Below are 18,209 nucleotides of genomic sequence, written 5' to 3' on the forward strand. Positions count from 1 at the left end.
CCGGAAAAGCGCGCTTTCCGGGGCCGGAGCCGTTACGCATTCGTACAAAATAAATTCCGCCTGAGGCCGCCCCCGCCTTTAGCGGATGCATGCCGCTGCATCGCTTTCCGGCTCCGCGGATGGCGCCCGCAGCCTCATGCAAAGCATGAACTTCCCGAGTGAAGGCGCAGGCCTTCTACATCCTTCAGCCACATCCGGATTCTCAAACCGGCGCTGCCGCGGCCGCCGCCGCCGCGCGGCTGCGCGTTGTTGACTACTAACGCAACACAACGATAATTTTCGCCACATTGGCAGTTCGATTCGCAGGTAGCTGGACGTGCAGGATTTCGTTCCTGGGTTTCCTTATTTGCAGGAGAACTGGCATGGTCACCAGAAGGCTGAACATTCCTGTCTTGGCCCCAAATCCCAACCGCAATTTCTTCGACGGCACCCGCCCAGGCCAAGCCGTGCTGCGTCCGGCCGATCTGCTGGCCTTGCGACTGGAGCTGCGCAATCTGACGGTCACGCCGGGCCAGCCGCCCCGCCTGAAGAAGGCGGGCGACGGGGCCGCCACGCTCATCGTCCACTTCCCGCCGCAGTCGATCACCGAAGAAACCTTCTTCGAAAAGCCGCCTCCCGACACCGCCGACCAGCCCGCGCCCCGCCCCACGCCGGACAAGCCGGCCCCCCCTCCCGGCGAGGAAGAAGATCCCACCGGCCCACCCGTGCGCGCGCGCATCGCCGGCGAATCGCGGCTGGCCTTTGCCATTCCCGACGGCTTCGACGTGCCCTACACGCTGGAAGGCGTGCTGGCGGCGATGGAGTCCCTGCCCCAGGCCGTGGCCGCCAACGCGCGCCCGCCGGGGCCCAGCGCGCCGCGCCTGAACCTGCGCGACCTGTTCGACAAGCGCATCGACAAGCTCTCGCCGGTGCAGCGCGCGGCGCTGTCGAGCTTCGCGCTGCGCACTGCGCGCATCGTCACGCAACAGCATGCGCCCGCGGCACTGCTGCTGCGCCAGGCGGGCGGCGCGCCCGGCCTGCGCGCATTGCGCCTGGACGGCGGCGCGCCCGTCCGTGAATTGCAGCGCACCAGCGCCCTGATCGAAATCCTCAGGCGCGGCCCCAAACCCGCGCTGCCCGCCGCGCAACAGACGGCGATCGAACTGCCCTGGCGGCTGATCCTCAGCCCGCATGCAGACGAGCGCTGGCGCCACGCCAAGGCGCCGGCGACCTCCGGCGCCACGCAGCACACCGAGCTCTGGCATACCCAGCTGCTGGCCGCGCAGCCGGAGGACAGCGCCCGGGCGCCGCTCGCGGACGATCCCCGGCCCACCGTGCGCGCGGTCTGGGCGCTGGGCGGCGAAGGCACGACCAAGCCCATGCAGGCGGCGTTCCCGGTGCCGACGGTGACCTATCTGCCGCAGCCGAACACCGCGCCCTTCCGCATGCCGATGGACGATTTCGACCGCTTCCAGATCGCGCACCTGTCGTCGAACTTCTCCGTCGCCAACTACACGCCCCAGCCCGTCGACGCCAAGCTGCTGATGCTGTCCGCGCTGGGCGCGTGGCTGGATTCGCGCGGCAACTGGGATGCGCCGGGGCTGTCGCTGGAAGAATGGACGCATCGCGGCGCCATGGGCCGCGACCACTACGTCCGCGTCGTCTACAAGGGCCTGCTGTATCCCTTCGGCCACCGCGCCTCGCTGGTGAAGGTCAGCGAACGCAAGTTCCATACGGGCAGGCCGGGCAACACGGCCTACCTGCGCCAGCGCCTGTTTATCATCGTGCGCGAGCGCGAGCGCGTCTACGCCGACCCGCAGCTGCAGGCGCGGGACGACACGGGGAACATGATCTTCCTGCATCGCCGGATGCCGTTCTCCAGCGTGCGCATCCTGACCACCGTCACGCCCAGCCTGGACCCTCCCACCTCCCAGGCCAGCAACATCGACGGCCTGGGACAATTGCTGTTCTGGCCGTGCATAGGCGGAATCCCCTTCCGCTTCGCCTGTTCGGCCACCGACATCGACGGCCGCAACGTGCAGTTCGACCTGCCCATGATCTTCATGGACGGCGGCCGGGCCTGCCCGCGCAAGCTCAGCGGCCAATGGCTGACACCAGACTATGCGAACGCGGAAATTTTCGCGCAGCAGACGCGGGAGGCCTGGCGCAACGCCGAATCCAGCCGCCGCACCGCGCAGTTCAAGCAGCAGCGCGTCACGTTCGCCTCGCCGCTCAAGCCCGGCGATACCGCGGCGCAAGCGGAGACGATCGAGTTCGACGGCCTGGTCGATCCGGGCAATACCCAGCTGCGCGCCTACAGCGACTCGCTGAACGGCCCCCTGTTCTATCCAGGCATCAAGCGCGCCGCGATCCGCATCGCCGCGCTGGCCGAACTGACCGGCAGCGACAGCAACAGCGGGCTGAGCTGGAACGATCACTACCTGCGATTCGGATTCGACTCCGCCAACGTCGGCCAGGTCTTCGGCAACATAGACGCCGAGCCCGGCTACCGCGGCGATGCCGTGTTGAACTTCTCCGCCCAGGGCGACCGCGCAGGCGGCTTCGTGCAGCCGAATCTGCGCCCCACGGCCCTGTCGCGCATGGCCGGCCCGGTCAGCGGCAAGGTGGCGGACTTCGTGGCCGGCAAGATGAGCGGGCCCGACATCTTCCCCAAGGTCCTGTCCTCGGACCTGCCCTTTCCGCTGCTGTTCGGCTGCATTCCGCTGGGCGACGTGATCGAGGCAGTTTCCAACGCGGCCGGCACGCCAGAACAGGTGCCGCGCTTCGTATCGGAAGCCTGTTCGCAGCTTGAAAGCCTGGTCAACGAAATGGGCCGGCTCTACGGCCTGGTGGCGGACCTGGCGCAGCAGCCGGGCCGCATCGCCGAAGCCGCCTTGCAGGTGCTGAAGGACACCTTGCAGGATCTGCTCGGCCAGGCGCAGGCCTATGCCCAAAACCTGGTGCAGGACGCAAAGGCCCGCGTCAACGCGCTGATGGCCGCGCTGGAGGCGGTGCGCGCACAGGTAGCGCTGCTGGCCGGGCAGTCCTTCGACGCCGCGCCCGCGCTGCCGGGGCTGCCCGCGGTGCTCACCGCCGCGCGCGACGCCGCCACGGCGCTACGCACGGCCGCCGACGCGAAGGTCAATGGCGTGGGCTTGCCCGACGGCTTGCGCCTGTCGCTGCGCCAGGCCGCCAATACCGCCGGGATACTGCTGGACAGCGTGGGCGTCGTGCCCGCGCTGCTGGTGCAGGGCAAGGCGCTGTATGACGCGCTCGATGCGGTGGTGGGCCAGCCCGGCCAGCTGGACGAGCTTTTCGCCGACGCCGCGACGCTCACCCCGCGCCTGCAGGCCATCACGGACGCCGTCGGGCCGCTGTCCGGCACCATCGGCAGCGCGCGCCTGCTCGAAGGCGCGCCGCGCCAGATTGCGCAGACGGCGTTGAACGCGGTCAAGCTGGCGGTCGATGCGGTGCTGGCCAGCGCCGAGCTGCTGGAGCTACTGACCGGCGATGAACTCACCCTCCGCTTCGATTGGAATCCGGTGATCAAGAGCTGGTCGATCAAGCCCGGAGACCCGCCGCTGTTCCGCGTCAACGATGCCCGCGGCTTCCGGGTGGCGGTGGAAGCGCGCGTGCGCAAGAACGGGCAGAGCGCGCCCAAGATGTCGGTGGTCTGCTCGCTGAAGGACTTCGACCTGGTGCTGATCGCGCCGGCCAGCTTCATGGAGCTGAATTTCGAGAAGATCGAATTCCGCATCGACACGGCCGCGAAGATGGACGTGGACGTGCTGCTGACCGACATCAAGTTCGTCGGCCCCCTGTCCTTCGTCGAAACGCTGCGCGACCTCATCCCGTTGGACGGATTCTCCGATCCGCCTTACCTGGACATCTCGGCCAAGGGGGTAGACGCGGGCTTCGACGTGGCGCTGCCGGCCGTCGCCATCGGCGTCTTCAATCTTTCCAATCTGAGCCTGGGCGCGGGCTTCACCGTGCCCTTCATCGGCCAGCCCCTGTCCGTGCGCTTCAATTTCTGCACGCGCGAACAGCCCTTCAATCTGTCGGTCTGCATGTTCGGCGGCGGCGGCTTTTTCGGCATCACGCTGGATCCCAGCGGCGTCCAGCTCATGGAGGCCGCCTTCGAGTTCGGCGCCAGCGTGTCGGTGAACCTGGGCGTGGCTTCGGGCGGCGTGCACGTCATGGCGGGCATCTACTTCCGCATGGAGAAGAACGCCTGCTCGCTGGCCGGGTACTTCCGCATGGGCGGCTGCGTCAGCGTGCTGGGCATCGTCAGCATTTCCATCGAGATCTACCTGGAGCTGCGCTACGAGTTCGAAAGCGGCAAGTGCGCGGGGCGCGCCACCATCACGGTCGAGATCGAAGTCTTCATGTTCTCGATGAGCGTATCGCTGTCCTGCGAGCGCAAGTTCGCCGGATCCAACGGCGACCCGGGCTTCCGCGACCTGATGGGGCCGCGCCCCGAGCTGCCGCTGGCGCAGGAGCTGGCGCTGATCGACGACGGCACCGAGTACGCCTGGCGCGAATACGCCGAAGCCTTTGCCTGAGGAACGTCCATGGCCAAGCAAACGATAGTCTGGACCGTGATCCCCAACGGCCGCGTGCCGGCCGGCTCCGATGCAGGCCGGCTGCGCATCTCCATCGTGGCCTCGCCGCGCCTGACGCCGCAGGCCGCGGACGAGCAGCAGCTGCACGCCTACGCCGACTGGGTCAACTGGCCGCGCACGCTGGAACGGCTGCGCTTCGTGCTGAACACCGGCATGGCGGAGATCGAGCTGGAGCCGCAGATGCAGGCCGACGCGGCGTTGTGGGAACGGCTGCTGCCCAAGACCACGCCAGTCGCCGGCTTCGTGTTCCGCGACATGAGCAAGGTCAACCTGTTTTCGTATTCGGTGGCGGGCGTGCTGGGCCTGGCCCGCAAGCACTACGGCAGGCTGGCGGTGCAGGCCACCGGTACGCCACCCACGCTGCTGCCCTGGCGCGACGCGCATCCGGGCCTGAAGGACATGCTGGGCGACTGCGGCACGCGCACGACCTACATCTCGCTGGGCGACCGGCGCGTCGAGATGCCGCTGCCCGGCTTCGACCGCTTCTTCGACGACAGTGGCGACGGCGCCGAGCGCGTGCTGCGCTCGCAGGTCTACGGTCCGCACAGCATCTATGAGGGCCGCGCCGCAGCGCCGGGCGTGAACGCCGAGGGCAATCCCCAACCCGGAGTGAGCTTTCCGCTGCGTGCCCTGCCCACCCGATGGAACGATGGCGGGCTCGCCGGCCCCGACCAGAACCTGATGAAGCTGTGGAGCTCGCAGGCCGAGTACACCCTGTTCCAGGCCAACCGCTTCTATCGCCGCGATCCACCCACGGCGCAACAACGCAGCATCCGGCGGCCGGATGGCGAGAACGTGCCCGCGCCGCCCGCCCAGCCCGAAATGGATTTCCACGCCATCGTCGCGTCCTACGGCGACTATCCGGCGCTGCTGCGCCAGCTCGGTCTGGTCATCGACTGCCTGCTGCCCGCGGACTCGCCGATCGCGCAGCAACTGGCGGCCGCACCCGCCGCGCAAGGCTATTTCTTCCTGACCCTGCGCTGGGAAGACGGCCACGACGCGGGCGACGACGCTTGCCCCGCCACCGCCTGGACGGGCGACGCGGAACGCTTCACCACGCGTCCCCGCAACCCCGCCGACCATGAGCGCGGCATGCTGAAACTGCGCCGCGCCGACGACAGCTGGAACCTGTACGAGCCGCGCAGCCCCTTCGACGTCTATCAGGCAGACCCCGACGGCGCGGCGCTCAAAACCGTGGACTTCGTGCTGAGCGCCCAGAACCTGATCGCCAAAAGCCTGGCGCTGGGCGCCGACGGCGCGGTGACCTACACCACCGGCGACAAGCAAGGCGTGGCCGCGCTGCGCTCGGGCGGCCTGGGCGTGGCGCGCCGTGGCCGCGCCTGGGAAGTGGCGCAGAACGCGGCTGCCGCGGCCCTGAAGAACGCCGCCTTGTCCGGCGCGCCGGGCAGCATCGTGCTGTATGCCGAGGACCTGCTGCGCGGCTATCGCGTGGACGCGCAGCCGCAAGCGCCCGGCGATCCGCCGCCCTGGCGCTCGCTGTGCCAGCGCGCCGGCGCCTACCGCTGCACCGATGGCGGCGCGCCGCTGCAATTGCCCGATGACGAGGGCTATGTCAAAGGCGCCTCCACCAGCGGCGGCGAGGACCCGGAAGACCAATACCTGCATGAATCCCTGTTCCGCTGGACCGGCTGGAGCCTGGTGGCGCCGCGCCCCGGGCGCACCCTGCGCGACCGCGTGGACCCGGATAGCGGGGTGCAGGGCGAGACGCCGGAGGACGTGCAGGACACCGCCACGGAAAAAGGCAACGGCCTGGCGGTCAGCTTCACGGCTGCCAAGGGCAGCCTGCCGCGCCTGCGCTTTGGCATGCCCTACCGCTTCCGCGCGCGCCTGGTGGACCTGGCCGGCAACAGCCTGGCGCTCGATGACCCCTCGCTCAAGCAGGACGACAACGCCACGCAGCCGGTCGTCTACTGGCGCTTCGAACCCGTCGATCCGCCGGCGCTGGTGCAGCGCGCCCGCGTCAGCGAAGGCGAATCGCTGGAACGCATGGTGATCCGCAGCAATACTGGGTTGGATCCGGCCGCCTACCTCGACAGCCCCGACTTCAAGCAAGCCCGCCTGCAGGACGCCTCCAAGGACTTCGCGTACACGGCAGTCAACGAACGCCACGTGGTGCCGCCCAAGGCATCCCAGCTGCAATGCGAAACGCACGGCCTGTTCGACGCCATGATGGGCGATCCCGCCGGCATCAAGCAGGCCTATGAAATCGCGGCCCGCGATGCGGCCACGCTTTACGACAAGGGGCCGGACACGGATATAGAACTGGTGACGCCGCAGGCGCTGGAGCAGGTGGCGACCACCGAGCAGGTGCCGCCGCGACTGCCCTCGGCCGAGCAGCCTACCGGCGAGCGCCTGGCCGCCGGGCAGTATGTCATCCACCGCGAAGCCCAGGTGCTCACGCCCTATCTGCCGGACCCGGCGGCCGGCGGCATCGCGCTGCGCGCCCAGCCAGGCTACGCCTTGCCCGGCGTCACCGGCCCCAAGGTGTTGGGCCCCAGCGCCGTCATCGCGCAGACGCCTGCCCCGGAGCTGGTGCTGCTGGTGGCGCACGCATCCAAGTGGCCCGACACGCAGGGCTTGCGCATCGTGCTGCAAGAGCGCCGCGCCACCCTGACCGATCCGCCCTGCTCGGAGGACTTTCCCGACGATGGCCTGCCCACCTGGGACGAGGCCAAACGGGTCCTGACCTTCTACCTGCCCAAGGGCCGCATCGCCCGGCTGCGCTATTCCAGCTTTGTGAATCCCGGCCTGGCCAACACCTTCGGCATACCCGCCTGGGCGAACAACGAGGGCGAGCGCGCCACGCTGCGCCTGTCGTCGGTGCTGGGCGGCTGCTGGATGGTCACGCCCTATCGTCCGCTGGTGCTGGTGCACGCAACGCAGCAGCCGATATGCGAGCCCCTGCTGCTGATGGCCGAGGAACCGCAGCGCGGGCCTGGCGATGCCCACGCGGACCTGTACGCCCGCGTGCGGCTGCACGGCCCCACCACCGGCAAGGTCGAGATCGAGGCCGACTGGCGCGAATGGGTGGACGACCTGCAGAAGCTGCGTCCGGAACGCCATGCCGGCCATGGCGTGCTGGCCGAGGTCCCCTTGTCGGAAAACTACGCGAACCTCTTCAGCCTGAGCAACGCGGTGAAGGAACAACTGAACGCCGACGGGAAGCTGCGCGCGCGCGGCGACCGCCATGAGTTCGGCGACACCCGCTTCCGGCTCATCCGCTACCGCCTGCGCGCCGCCACGCGCTTTCGCGAATACCTGCCGCCCTCGCTTTACGCGCAGACGGACAAGGTCACGCGGCTGGGGCCCGTCGCCGATGGCCCGCTGGTAGAAGTGGGCGCGGACGATGACCCCGGCGCCCCGGTGCTCAGGCGCGACGGCCGGGCGCAGAACACTGTCGTGCGCGCCAGCGCGCCGCCGGACGCCCCCGTCCTCACCTACGTGGTGCCAACCTTCCGCTGGCAGGAAACAGCGGGTGCCGGCAAGCTGGACGTGACGCGGCTGGGCAACGGCCTGCGGGTCTGGTTGGAGCGTCCCTGGTTCTCTTCCGGCGACGGCGAGCTGCTGGGCGTGGTGATCGCGGGCGACGGCCAGAACTTCACCGACATCGGCAATCCGCTGACGCCGCTGGTGACGCAGTGGGGCATGGATCCGCTGTGGGAGACGCCCCCGCCCAAGCACAAGGCGCGCGTGTCGGACTTCTCTGCGCGCGTCACCGATGAGCAGGTCTACCTGCAGGAAATCCCGTCCCAGCTGGTCCACGTGGTCGGACACCGCGTGCGCTGGAGCGAGGAACGCGCGCGCTGGTATTGCGACATCGAACTCGATCCCGGCCGGACCTACATGCCCTTCGTGCGCCTGGCGCTGGCGCGCTATCAGCCCAACGCCATCAGTTCCGCCAAGCTGTCGCGGGTTGTGCAGGCCGAGTTCTCCCAGGTGCTGCCGCGCCGGCGCGCGGTGTTCGAAATCAAGCGCGGCCGGCTGACGTTCAGCCTGCGCGGCGTGGTCCCCAAGCATGGGCCCATGAAGTTCCCGCTGGACTCCGAGTACCTGAACATCTCCTTCATCCCCGGCATAGGCCAGACCGCCGAAAGCGGCCGCAACCGCGTGGAACTGGTGCTGCAGACGCGCGACCCGGCGTTGGACAGCGACCTGGCCTGGAGCGATGCCAAGGTGCTGGCATCGGGCCTGCTGGACCCGGCGGGACCGCCCCCCCAGCCGTCCGGCCCAGGCCCCATCCTCATAGACCGCATGCGCGAACTGCCCATCCTGGAAACCGCCACGCCCACGACGCTCGCCGATCTTTCGCGCTTGGGCAACGTGGTGGTCGGCCCGGTGGTACGTTTTCCGCCCGTGCTGGAAGGCCCTCTGTTGGGCGAGCTGCTGGACCCGGTCATCTGGACCGCCAGCGCCGCGCTCCCCGACAGCGGCGGCAAGCCGGCGCGCATCGCGGTGCGCGAGTACGAGCGCTACTACACCGACAACTCCGTGCCCGAACGGCGCGCCGGCGCCACGCAGCAGCGCCGCGTGGTGGAAGAGCGGCTGGTGTACTCGATGTTCTTCGGGCTCTGACGATACGCCCGGCGCGCCGCCCGCCTAGTCGACCGCCTTCGTCCCGCGCCCAGCCGGGCCTGACCGGGCGGCCATGCTCAGCCACGCCGACAGCGCGCAGGCAATCAGCAAGGTCAGCGTGGGATACAGCATGCTGAGATTGCGCATTTCGCCTGGGGAGCAAAACAGCAGGAACAAGGGCAGATTGATCGCCGCCGCTATCGCTCCATGGACCCGCAAGGTGACGGGCAGGCGGCGCCATGCTTTCACGCCCAGGCCAGCAAAGACAAGAACGAATACAAGGCTGAAGCCGCGCGGCAACAGGATGCCGTAGGTGTTTTCAGTACGGAACCAGTTGCCGGGATCGGCGTAGAACAGCAGGTTGCCCCACAGTTGGAAATCCACGGTCGAACCGGGATTTCCGGCGTAACGCAAGCGCATCGCCAGGTAGACGCAGCCGCCGGCCAACATCAAGGCCGAAACCAGGCCGGCCGCCCGGATGCGGTCCAAGTGCACGCGCAGCAGCGGATAGAGCGCTGGCGTAAACCAGAAGAATGCCTCCTTATTCCACGTCGCCAGCCCCGCCAGCACCAGCAGGAGAAGCGCTCGCCATGAGCGCAGCGTTTCCACACCAAGAGCAAGCGTCACGGCGCTCATGATGAAGAGCACCTCGGTGAAGTCGTAGAAGTAGCCGCCCTCGGTCAGCATGAAAGGCAAAAGCAAGGCCATGATTGCCGGCGCGGCTATCGCCGCCGGTTCTGTCGCTCCCACCCGCAGGCAAAGTCCGCGCATGACGTAGAGGCTGGCGACCAGGGCGAAAAACGTCAGGTAATAGACGATGTAATAGCGCAATGCGACGGCCGGCTTCAACGCCTCTGACTCGGGATACTTCATCGCCAGGCTCGACCGGCTGTTTATCTTGCGCGGGTCCGACAGACTGCTGGAAATCCTCGCCAGGGTCGCCACCGGCAACAAGCTCTGAATCTGGTTGGCCATGGCTGGCAGCAGCTGCCGATAGACGTAGGGACGCGCCGCCGTCCCCTCAACCATATACGACAGTCCCAGCGAGGGATGGCCGTCGTTCAAGCGCCACTTCGTATAGAAGCCGTTGAACGAGGCCGCCGCCACCATCAGGAAAAAAAGCAGCAACAGGAAACCGCTGTAGAAGCGGCTGCCGAAGAATCGCGTCATCATCGGGTCAGGTTTTATCGAGAGAGAAGAAAGACGCCAAGGACGATGAGCGTTGCTCCCGCCAGGCGATACGAGCCGAGTTCCTCGGCGCCAGAGAACGCCCCATACGCGAAGATGCCAAGTATGGAAACGGCAACCATCAGCGGATATGCCAGGGTGAGATCCAACCGGCGCAGCGAGAGCGCGTAAAAACCGAAACCAGCACCGTACGAGGCAATGGCCAGGAGGTATGACGCCCCGCCCTGCACGCCAAACAAGGACATGCCCCGGGACGTTCCCCCAACCTTCAAGGCGATGCTCGCGGCGGCGCTGCAGGCGCTGGCCAGGAATAGAAGTAGATATGCCATGGTTATCTGACGAGAAAGAAAACTGCCAGGGCCCAGGCAGCCACCGCCAAGCGGATTTGCGCATCGGACAGCAGGTCCCGGCCGGTGTCTTCGCCGGCTCCCTGCCCGTAGATCAGGTACAGGTACCGAAACACGCCGAAGGTCACGATGGGCAAGGTAATGATCAGGTTTTCGGTGCCATGCAGGGCCGCTGTCGCGGGATCCAAGGTATAGAGTCCGTAGGTCAGTATCGTCATGCTTACGGTAATGGCCATGAGCACGTCGAGCAGTTGAGGCGAGTAGTAACGGAGCACCAGACGTGTGGAGCCCTGCATGACCAGGCCTTCGGATAGCGCCGGACCGAACTCCGCGCGGCGTTTTGCAAACCCCAGGAACAAGGTGAGCATGAACGAGCACAGCAGCATCCAACGCGACGGCGTGATCCCCACCGCGTACGTTCCGCAGATCAGGCGGATCATGAAGCCCGCCACAATGCAGAACACGTCCACCAGGACGACATGCTTGAGCTTGAACGTATAGGCGATATTGAGGGCGAGATAGGCAGCCACGGCCGCCATCACTGCCCACAGGCCGGCCCCCGCCGGCAGCAGCAGCGCCCCCGCAACCAGCGCGGCCACCAGCATGCGGGCAGTGTGCAGGCTCACGCTGCCGCTTGCTATGGGACGTATCTTCTTCCTGGGGTGGCGCGCGTCGGCCTCACGGTCGTGGTAGTCGTTGAGCACGTAGACGGCGCTGGATGCCATGCAAAAGGCCACGAACGCGACACCCACAGCCGCTATCAGATCGAGGTCGCTCCAGCTCTGTCCGAACAGCAGTCCGAGCAGCACGAATCCATTCTTCAGCCATTGATGAGGACGCAACAGGTTCAGCACTGGCATCATCGGACCACCTTCCTGCCATTGAGCCAGGCGCAATCCGCAGCCTTCAGCAGCCAGGCATCGCCGCCGCTGTCTCCGTAGGCATGCAGCTCGTAGCGACCAACAGGTCCAAAACGCAATTCCAGGCGCGCCACCTTCTCCGGCCCCCAGCAATTTGCCGTGCTGAAACGTCCGGTCAGCCGACCGTCGGCTGTTTCCAGTCCGGTGCAGAGGAGCTCAACTCCCAGGCGCCGGGCCATTTCCCCGAGATACAGGTCCGGGGAAGCGCTGACGATCACCACCCGGTGGCCCGACTGCTGATGTGTCCGCAACCGGGCGAGCATGTCAGGCCGCAGTGCGATGCCGGGGACCCAACGGGCTGCCAGCTCTTTCAGGTCGGCCTGCCTGCGGCCGCGCAACACGACGCGGCACAGGCGTTGCTTCGCGCTCTGCCTGAGAGCCATGCCGTGGTCGTTGCCCCGCTGGCCGCACATGAGCAGCGCCAGGGCTGGCGACACCAGGGTCAAGCCGAGCAGCAGCTTGCACAATGACACCCGCGCCAGGAATGGAATCAGCGTATCGCGGTAGGTCAGCGTTCCGTCGAAATCGAAGGCTGCCACCACGGGCAGGGCCGGTACGGATGAAATTTCTTGAGGCATTCTGACAATTGGGAATGGGTCAGCCAACTGGCGGGATTGCCCGCGCCAGTCGCTCGAATTCACATAATTACGTATTGTAACCGACTGTGTTAATTCGAACCTCACCGCACAACAACGATGCGCAATAACAAAAAAAAGGGTGCCCGAAGGCACCCAAATCCACCCTACAACAGCAACTACAACTGCATAACTCTCCTGCGGCGCTTACGCGACCTTCTGCTCCTTGCCGTGTTCGAACTGGGCCTCTTCCGTCGAGCCCGTCAGCGCGGTGGTCGAGGACTGGCCGCCTTCGATGGTCTGCGTGACGGCGTCGAAGTAGCCGGTGCCGACTTCGCGCTGGTGCTTCACGGCGGTGAAGCCCATTTCAGCAGCGGCGAATTCCTTCTGCTGCAGTTCGACAAAGGCGCTCATCTGGCGGCGGGCGTAGCCGTGGGCCAGTTCGAACATGCCGTAGTTCAGCGCGTGGAAGCCGGCCAGCGTGATGAACTGGAACTTGTAGCCCATGGCGCCCAGCTCGCGCTGGAACTTGGCGATGGTGCCGTCATCCAGGTTCTTCTTCCAGTTGAACGAGGGCGAGCAGTTGTACGCCAGCAGCTTGCCGGGGAATTGGCGATGGATGGCCTCGGCGAACTTGCGGGCGTATTCCAGGTTGGGCGTGGACGTTTCGCACCAGATCAGGTCGGCGTACGGGGCATAGGCCAGGCCGCGCGAGATGGCCTGGTCGATGCCGGCCTTGGTGCGGAAGAAGCCTTCGACGGTGCGCTCGCCGGTGATGAAGGGACGGTCGTTTTCGTCGACGTCGCTGGTCACCAGGTCGGCCGCGTCGGCGTCGGTGCGGGCCAGCAGCACGGTGGGCGTGCCCATCGTGTCGGCCGCCAGGCGCGCCGACACCAGCTTGGCCACGGCTTCGCGGGTCGGAACCAGCACCTTGCCGCCCATGTGGCCGCACTTCTTCACCGAAGCCAGCTGGTCTTCGAAGTGCACGCCCGAGGCGCCCGCTTCGATCATGGCCTTCATCAGTTCGAAGGCGTTCAGCACGCCGCCGAAGCCGGCCTCGGCGTCCGCCACGATGGGCGCGAAGAAATCGATGTAGCCTTCGTCGCCCGGGTTCTTGCCTTCCATCCACTGGATCTGGTCGCAGCGGGTCAGCGAGTTGTTGATGCGGCGGACCACCTGCGGCACCGAGTTGGCGGGGTACAGCGACTGGTCGGGATACATTTCGCCGGCCAGGTTGGCGTCGCCGGCAACCTGCCAGCCCGACAGGTAGATGGCCTTCAGGCCGGCCTTGACCTGCTGCATGGCCTGGTTGCCGGTCAGGGCGCCCAGCGAATTCACGAAAGGCTCGCTATGCAGCAGTTCCCACAGGCGGGTGGCGCCGCGGCGCGCCAGCGTGTGTTCCACGCCGATGGAGCCGCGCAGGCGGATGACGTCCTCGGCGCTGTAGTCGCGCTTGATGCCTTGCCAGCGGGCGTTTTCGGCCCAGTCCTTCTGCAGATTGCGGATTTCGGTTTCGCGATGGCTCATGGTGATGCTCCTGGTCAGTGATGGGAAGACTTCAAAAGATTCGCGTCCTGCGTTGCGTGAATCGTTGGACAAAGTCTATGCCTCTGCTGCGGAGCAATGTGGCCTTATGTCTTATACAAGACGAAAAATATTATCCTTATAAATCAATTATTTATAAATTCAATTTCGTATTACGAAACGCAATTATCATCTGTGAAATGGGTTCCCGCTGCTGCGCAGCAGCGGCTTTCACATGACGAAGGTTACATTTCACGATATGGAAAATCAGGCTTTTTTGCCAACGCCTACAATGCGCTCATTCTTCAAGTTTCCGATGACTCCGCTATGACGCTGTCCCACGGCCCGCTGGGCCAGAGCGTGGCCTACGCCTCGCAATACGACCCCTCGCTGCTCTTCCCCATCGCCCGGTCCCACAACCGCGCTGCGCTGAACCTGGAAGCAGGCAAGCTGCCCTTCACCGGCGTGGACCTGTGGAACGCCTACGAGCTGTCGTGGCTGGACGCCAAGGGCAAGCCGCGGGTGGCCATGGCCACCTTCTCAGTGCCGGCCGACAGCCCCAACATCATCGAGTCCAAGTCCTTCAAGCTTTACCTGAACTCGTTCAACCAGACCCGCCTGGTCAATTCGGCCGCCCTGCGCGGCCGCCTGGAACGCGACCTGAGCGCCGCCGCCGGCGCGCCGGTGGGACTGGATTTCTTCCTGCCGCAGCGTTTCTCCGAGTTGCAGATGGGCGAGCTGGACGGCATCTATATAGACAAGCTGGACATCGAGATCGACACCTACGAGCCCGCGCCCGAAGTGCTGCGCACCCGCCCGGGCGAAGTGGTCGAGGAAACGCTGGCTTCGCGCCTGTTGAAATCGAACTGCCCCGTGACGGGCCAGCCCGACTGGGCCAGCGTGCAGATCCGCTACCGCGGCGCGCCGATAGACCGCGAGTCGCTGCTGCGCTATGTGGTGTCGTTCCGCCAGCACGCGGAGTTCCACGAGCATTGCGTCGAGCGCATCTTTAGCGACATCATGCAGGCCTGCCGGCCAGAGCAGTTGACGGTCTATGCGCGCTACACGCGCCGCGGCGGGCTGGACATCAATCCGTGGCGCAGCAACTTCGAAGCCGGCCCGCCGGCGGACGTGCGCACCGTCCGCCAGTAGGACCCCGCAACCGCCCTACTTCACAAAGGGTTCGGGCCGCGGCGTGTCGTCCGCCGACGGCGGCAGCACCGGATACTGGAAGGCCGGCTGATCGCCCGTCAGGGTCTTCAGGAACGCCACGATCTGCGCGTTCTCGTCCGGCGTGAAGGTCCGGCCCAACTGCAAGCGGCCCATCACATCCACGGCCTGCGTCAGCGTGGCTGCCTCGCCGTCATGGAAGTACGGATAGGTCAGCGCCACGTTGCGCAGCGTCGGCACCTTGAAGTTGAAGCGGTCGGCGTCCTTGCCCGTCACCGCCGCGCGGCCCTCGGCCTTGTTCTCGGTGACGTAGGGCGTGACCAGGCCCATCTTCTGGAACGAATTGCCGCCCACCGCCACGCCGTTGTGGCAGGCCACGCAACCGCTGTTCTTGAACAGTTCATAACCCGCCAGCTCACGCACGGTCAGTGCCTTCTGGTCGCCGCGCAGCCACTGGTCGAAGCGCGAGTTGGGCGTTACCAGCGTTTCCTCGAACGCGGCCAGGGCGCCGGTGACCTCTTCGATCGTGATGTCGTCCTTGCCGAAGACCTGCTTGAATTCCGCCCGATAGCCGGGGATGGAGTTCAGCACCTGCACCGCCAGCTCGTGGGTGGAGGCCATTTCCATGGGGTTGGCGATGGGGCCGCCCGCCTGCTCGCGCAGATCCTTGGCGCGGCCGTCCCAGAATTGGGCGATGTTCAGGCTGGAATTGAGCACCGTCGGCGAGTTGATCGAGCCCTGCTGCCACTTGTGGCCGATCGAGGCCTTGAGATTGTCCGAGCCGCCCATGCCCAGGTTGTGGCAGGAATTACAGGAAATCGCGCCCGAGCGCGACAGGCGCGGATCGAAGAAGAGCTTCTTGCCCAACTCGACCTTGGCCGGCTCCTTGATGACCGCCGGCTCGACCGGCTGTATCGGTTCCTGCGAGGCTGCACTGGCCAGACCCATCCAACTGCCCAAGGCGACCCCTGCCGCCAGCAACGCGCTTGCCCTTCTCATTTGCTTCTCCTGAGTAATGACCACTTCACTGACAAGGTCATTACATCAGAGAGACGCCGCATCAACCTTGCGTAGGGTCAAACCGCCGGGGCGCCCGCCCCGGCGGGTTCAGGATCGTGCGGCAGCCGAGGCCGGGGCTGCGGGTTCCGCGCGGCGCGCCTGCACCGCGATCCACTGCGCCAGGAAGGCCGCGGCGGCGAACGCCACGCCGGCGCCCACCCAAGGACCCTGGCGCAGGCCGGCGTCCAGCAGCAGGCCGAATGCCAGCGGGCCCAGCGCCGAGCCCACGTCCATGCCGGAATACACCAGCCCGTAGACGGATCCGGTGGATCCCTTGGGCGTGACACGGCGGATCAGCATGTCGCGCGACGGCGCCGCCACGCCGGAGCAAAAGCCAGCCAGGGCCACCACGGGCGCGGCCAGGACGGCGGGCACCAGGCCCAGCGCCAGCACCACCAGGGTCAAACCCGCCAGGATCAGCGCCACCATCACGGTGCGCTCGGTGCGCGGATTGGCCGAGACCAGGAAACCGCCCGCAGCCATGCCGACGGCGGAAGCCACCATATAGCCGGACAGCGCCGAACTGGCGGCGACCTTGGACAGGTCATACAGCTGGCCCAGCAAGGGAATGGTGTAGTTCTGCACCGAGGACAGCGCGATGGAGGTGCAGGCGAAGAACAGGAATGCGCCCCACAGCGCCGGCTTGGACAACAGCGTGGCCAGCGTGGTCAGCACGCTTTCCTGGGGTTTCGCGGCGGGCTTGGCGGCAGCCTTGCCGGTTTCCGCGTCCGCATGGCCTTCCAGCGGCGACGGGCCGCCAAGCAGGTCGCGGCCCAGAATCGTCAACAGCAGCACCAGCGCCACCAGCCCGGCGGCGCTATAGGCCGCCACGCGCCAGTCCGCCAGCAAGGTGATGCTGGTCATGAAAACCGGGGTCAGCGCCCAACCCAGGTTGCCCGTCAGCCCGTGCGCGGAGAACGCGTGCCCCAGCCGTGCCGCGGAAACCCGATGGTTGATGATCGAATAGTCGGCAGGATGGAAAACGGAATTACCGATGCCGCCCACGACCGCCGCCGCAATCAGCATGGCGTAGCCGTTGGCCGATCCGATCAGCACTCCCGACAGCACGAAACACGCCAGCCCGAACCACAGCACCGGCCGCGCACCGATCCGGTCGACCACGAAGCCCGAAGACGCCTGGCCGATGCCGGACACCACGTAGAACGTGGACACCAGCAGCCCGAGGCGGGCGAAGTCCAGGCCGAACTCGTTGCCCAGCGAGACATAGAGCGAGGGCAGCACCAGTTGGAAGAAGTGGGAGGAAGCATGGGCCACGCCGATCAGCATGATGAGCTTCCAGTCGCGCCGGCGGGCGGCGGCGTCCAGGGCCAGGGTATTCGCAGCGGTGTTCATTGCAGGCAGCCGCGGTCAGCGGCGGGTGGCGCGGCGCCAGGGGCGATGCGCAGGTTGTCTCCGGCAACGCCCGGTGCTCCGGGCGTTGGACTATGAGGCGCCATGCCGGACATGCCGGCCGATCGCTCTTTATATGTAACGGCGGCCGCCTTGCGCGAGCCGGGCCGCCGTTGTGCAAACCAATACTACAGGGCCTTTTCGCGGATGGCGGGCCAGGCGCGCTGCAGGTAATACAGCATCGACCAAACCGTCAGCACCGCCGCCACGATGATCAGCACATCGCCCAGCAGGCGCGCGCTGACGCCGTAGATCGGCTGGTTGTACAGCAGGCACGGAATCGCCACCATCTGCGCGGCCGTCTTGAACTTGCCCAGCCGGTGCACCGCCACGCTGGCGCTGGCGCCGATCTTGGCCATCCATTCGCGCAGGGCGGAAATCGTGATTTCACGGCCGATGATGATCAGGGAAATAAAAGCATCGACGCGGCTGAGGTCCAGCAGGACGATCAGGGCGGCGCAGACCATCAGCTTGTCGGCGACCGGGTCCAGGAAGGCGCCGAACGCCGAGGTCTGGTTCCAGCGGCGGGCCAGCCAGCCGTCGAACCAATCGGTCAGCGCCGCAATAATGAAAGCCCAGGCGGCGAAGGTGTCGCGAACAGGGACCGACATCCAGCTTTCGGGCAGGTAGAACAGCCCGACCACCAGCGGAATCATGGCGATGCGCAGCCATGTCAGGATAATGGGTACATTAATTGGCATAGTGTCCGTATGCTACATCAAGAGTGGGGTAGCCCCCCCCCGAAGCGCCGGCGGCGCTTCCCCCCAAGGGGGGCTCCGCTGCGGACCGGCGGAGCCGGATCCGCGCGGCCTGGCTTTGCGC

General features: G+C 66.5%; 11 protein-coding genes. 3 read left to right on the plus strand and 8 right to left on the minus strand.

The window, feature by feature from the left end:
- The first annotated feature begins 362 nt into the window (after positions 1-362).
- Together AC6LKD_RS30220 and AC6LKD_RS30225 are read left to right on the plus strand one after the other, a co-directional pair.
- The gene (locus AC6LKD_RS30220) at positions 363-4,541 is read left to right on the plus strand and encodes a hypothetical protein (protein WP_498118338.1); all 4,179 of its coding nucleotides are present in this window, start codon (positions 363-365) and stop codon (positions 4,539-4,541) included.
- A 9-nt stretch (positions 4,542-4,550) separates the two neighbouring features.
- Positions 4,551-9,194, plus strand: coding sequence for a hypothetical protein (locus AC6LKD_RS30225; protein ID WP_498118339.1), 4,644 nt, complete (start codon positions 4,551-4,553; stop codon positions 9,192-9,194).
- A 24-nt stretch (positions 9,195-9,218) separates the two neighbouring features.
- On the opposite strand, the gene AC6LKD_RS30230 is transcribed toward AC6LKD_RS30225, so the two are convergent.
- From AC6LKD_RS30230 to aceA, 5 genes are all read right to left on the minus strand, one after another.
- Positions 9,219-10,364, minus strand: coding sequence for a hypothetical protein (locus AC6LKD_RS30230; RefSeq protein WP_498118340.1), 1,146 nt, complete (start codon positions 10,362-10,364; stop codon positions 9,219-9,221).
- 14 nt (positions 10,365-10,378) lie between these two features.
- Positions 10,379-10,711, minus strand: coding sequence for a DMT family transporter (locus tag AC6LKD_RS30235; protein ID WP_498118341.1), 333 nt, complete (start codon positions 10,709-10,711; stop codon positions 10,379-10,381).
- Between the two features lie 2 nt (positions 10,712-10,713).
- Complete coding sequence (locus tag AC6LKD_RS30240) at positions 10,714-11,592, minus strand: decaprenyl-phosphate phosphoribosyltransferase (RefSeq protein ID WP_498118342.1); 879 nt, start codon at positions 11,590-11,592, stop codon at positions 10,714-10,716.
- Positions 11,589-12,227, minus strand: coding sequence for an HAD-IB family hydrolase (locus AC6LKD_RS30245; protein WP_498118343.1), 639 nt, complete (start codon positions 12,225-12,227; stop codon positions 11,589-11,591). Before AC6LKD_RS30245 ends, AC6LKD_RS30240 begins: the two co-directional genes overlap by 4 nt.
- Positions 12,228-12,431: 204 nt before the next feature.
- Positions 12,432-13,751, minus strand: coding sequence for an isocitrate lyase (aceA, locus tag AC6LKD_RS30250; RefSeq protein ID WP_013394999.1), 1,320 nt, complete (start codon positions 13,749-13,751; stop codon positions 12,432-12,434).
- 324 nt (positions 13,752-14,075) lie between these two features.
- Between aceA and queF the strand changes: the two genes are divergently transcribed.
- Positions 14,076-14,900, plus strand: a complete 825-nt coding sequence (gene queF, locus AC6LKD_RS30255; protein ID WP_498118344.1) for an NADPH-dependent 7-cyano-7-deazaguanine reductase QueF — start codon at positions 14,076-14,078, stop codon at positions 14,898-14,900.
- Positions 14,901-14,915: 15 nt separating this feature from the next.
- On the opposite strand, the gene AC6LKD_RS30260 is transcribed toward queF, so the two are convergent.
- The 3 genes from AC6LKD_RS30260 to pgsA all read right to left on the minus strand — a co-directional run bounded on the left by AC6LKD_RS30260 (position 14,916) and on the right by pgsA (position 18,088).
- Positions 14,916-15,917, minus strand: coding sequence for a cytochrome-c peroxidase (locus tag AC6LKD_RS30260; protein WP_492276248.1), 1,002 nt, complete (start codon positions 15,915-15,917; stop codon positions 14,916-14,918).
- 108 nt (positions 15,918-16,025) lie between these two features.
- Positions 16,026-17,330, minus strand: a complete 1,305-nt coding sequence (locus AC6LKD_RS30265) for an MFS transporter (RefSeq protein WP_013395002.1) — start codon at positions 17,328-17,330, stop codon at positions 16,026-16,028.
- Positions 17,331-17,515: 185 nt separating this feature from the next.
- The gene (gene pgsA, locus AC6LKD_RS30270) at positions 17,516-18,088 is read right to left on the minus strand and encodes a CDP-diacylglycerol--glycerol-3-phosphate 3-phosphatidyltransferase (protein WP_013395003.1); all 573 of its coding nucleotides are present in this window, start codon (positions 18,086-18,088) and stop codon (positions 17,516-17,518) included.
- Positions 18,089-18,209 lie beyond the last annotated feature (121 nt).

It is taken from the genome of Achromobacter sp. D7-1 (assembly GCF_059760445.1).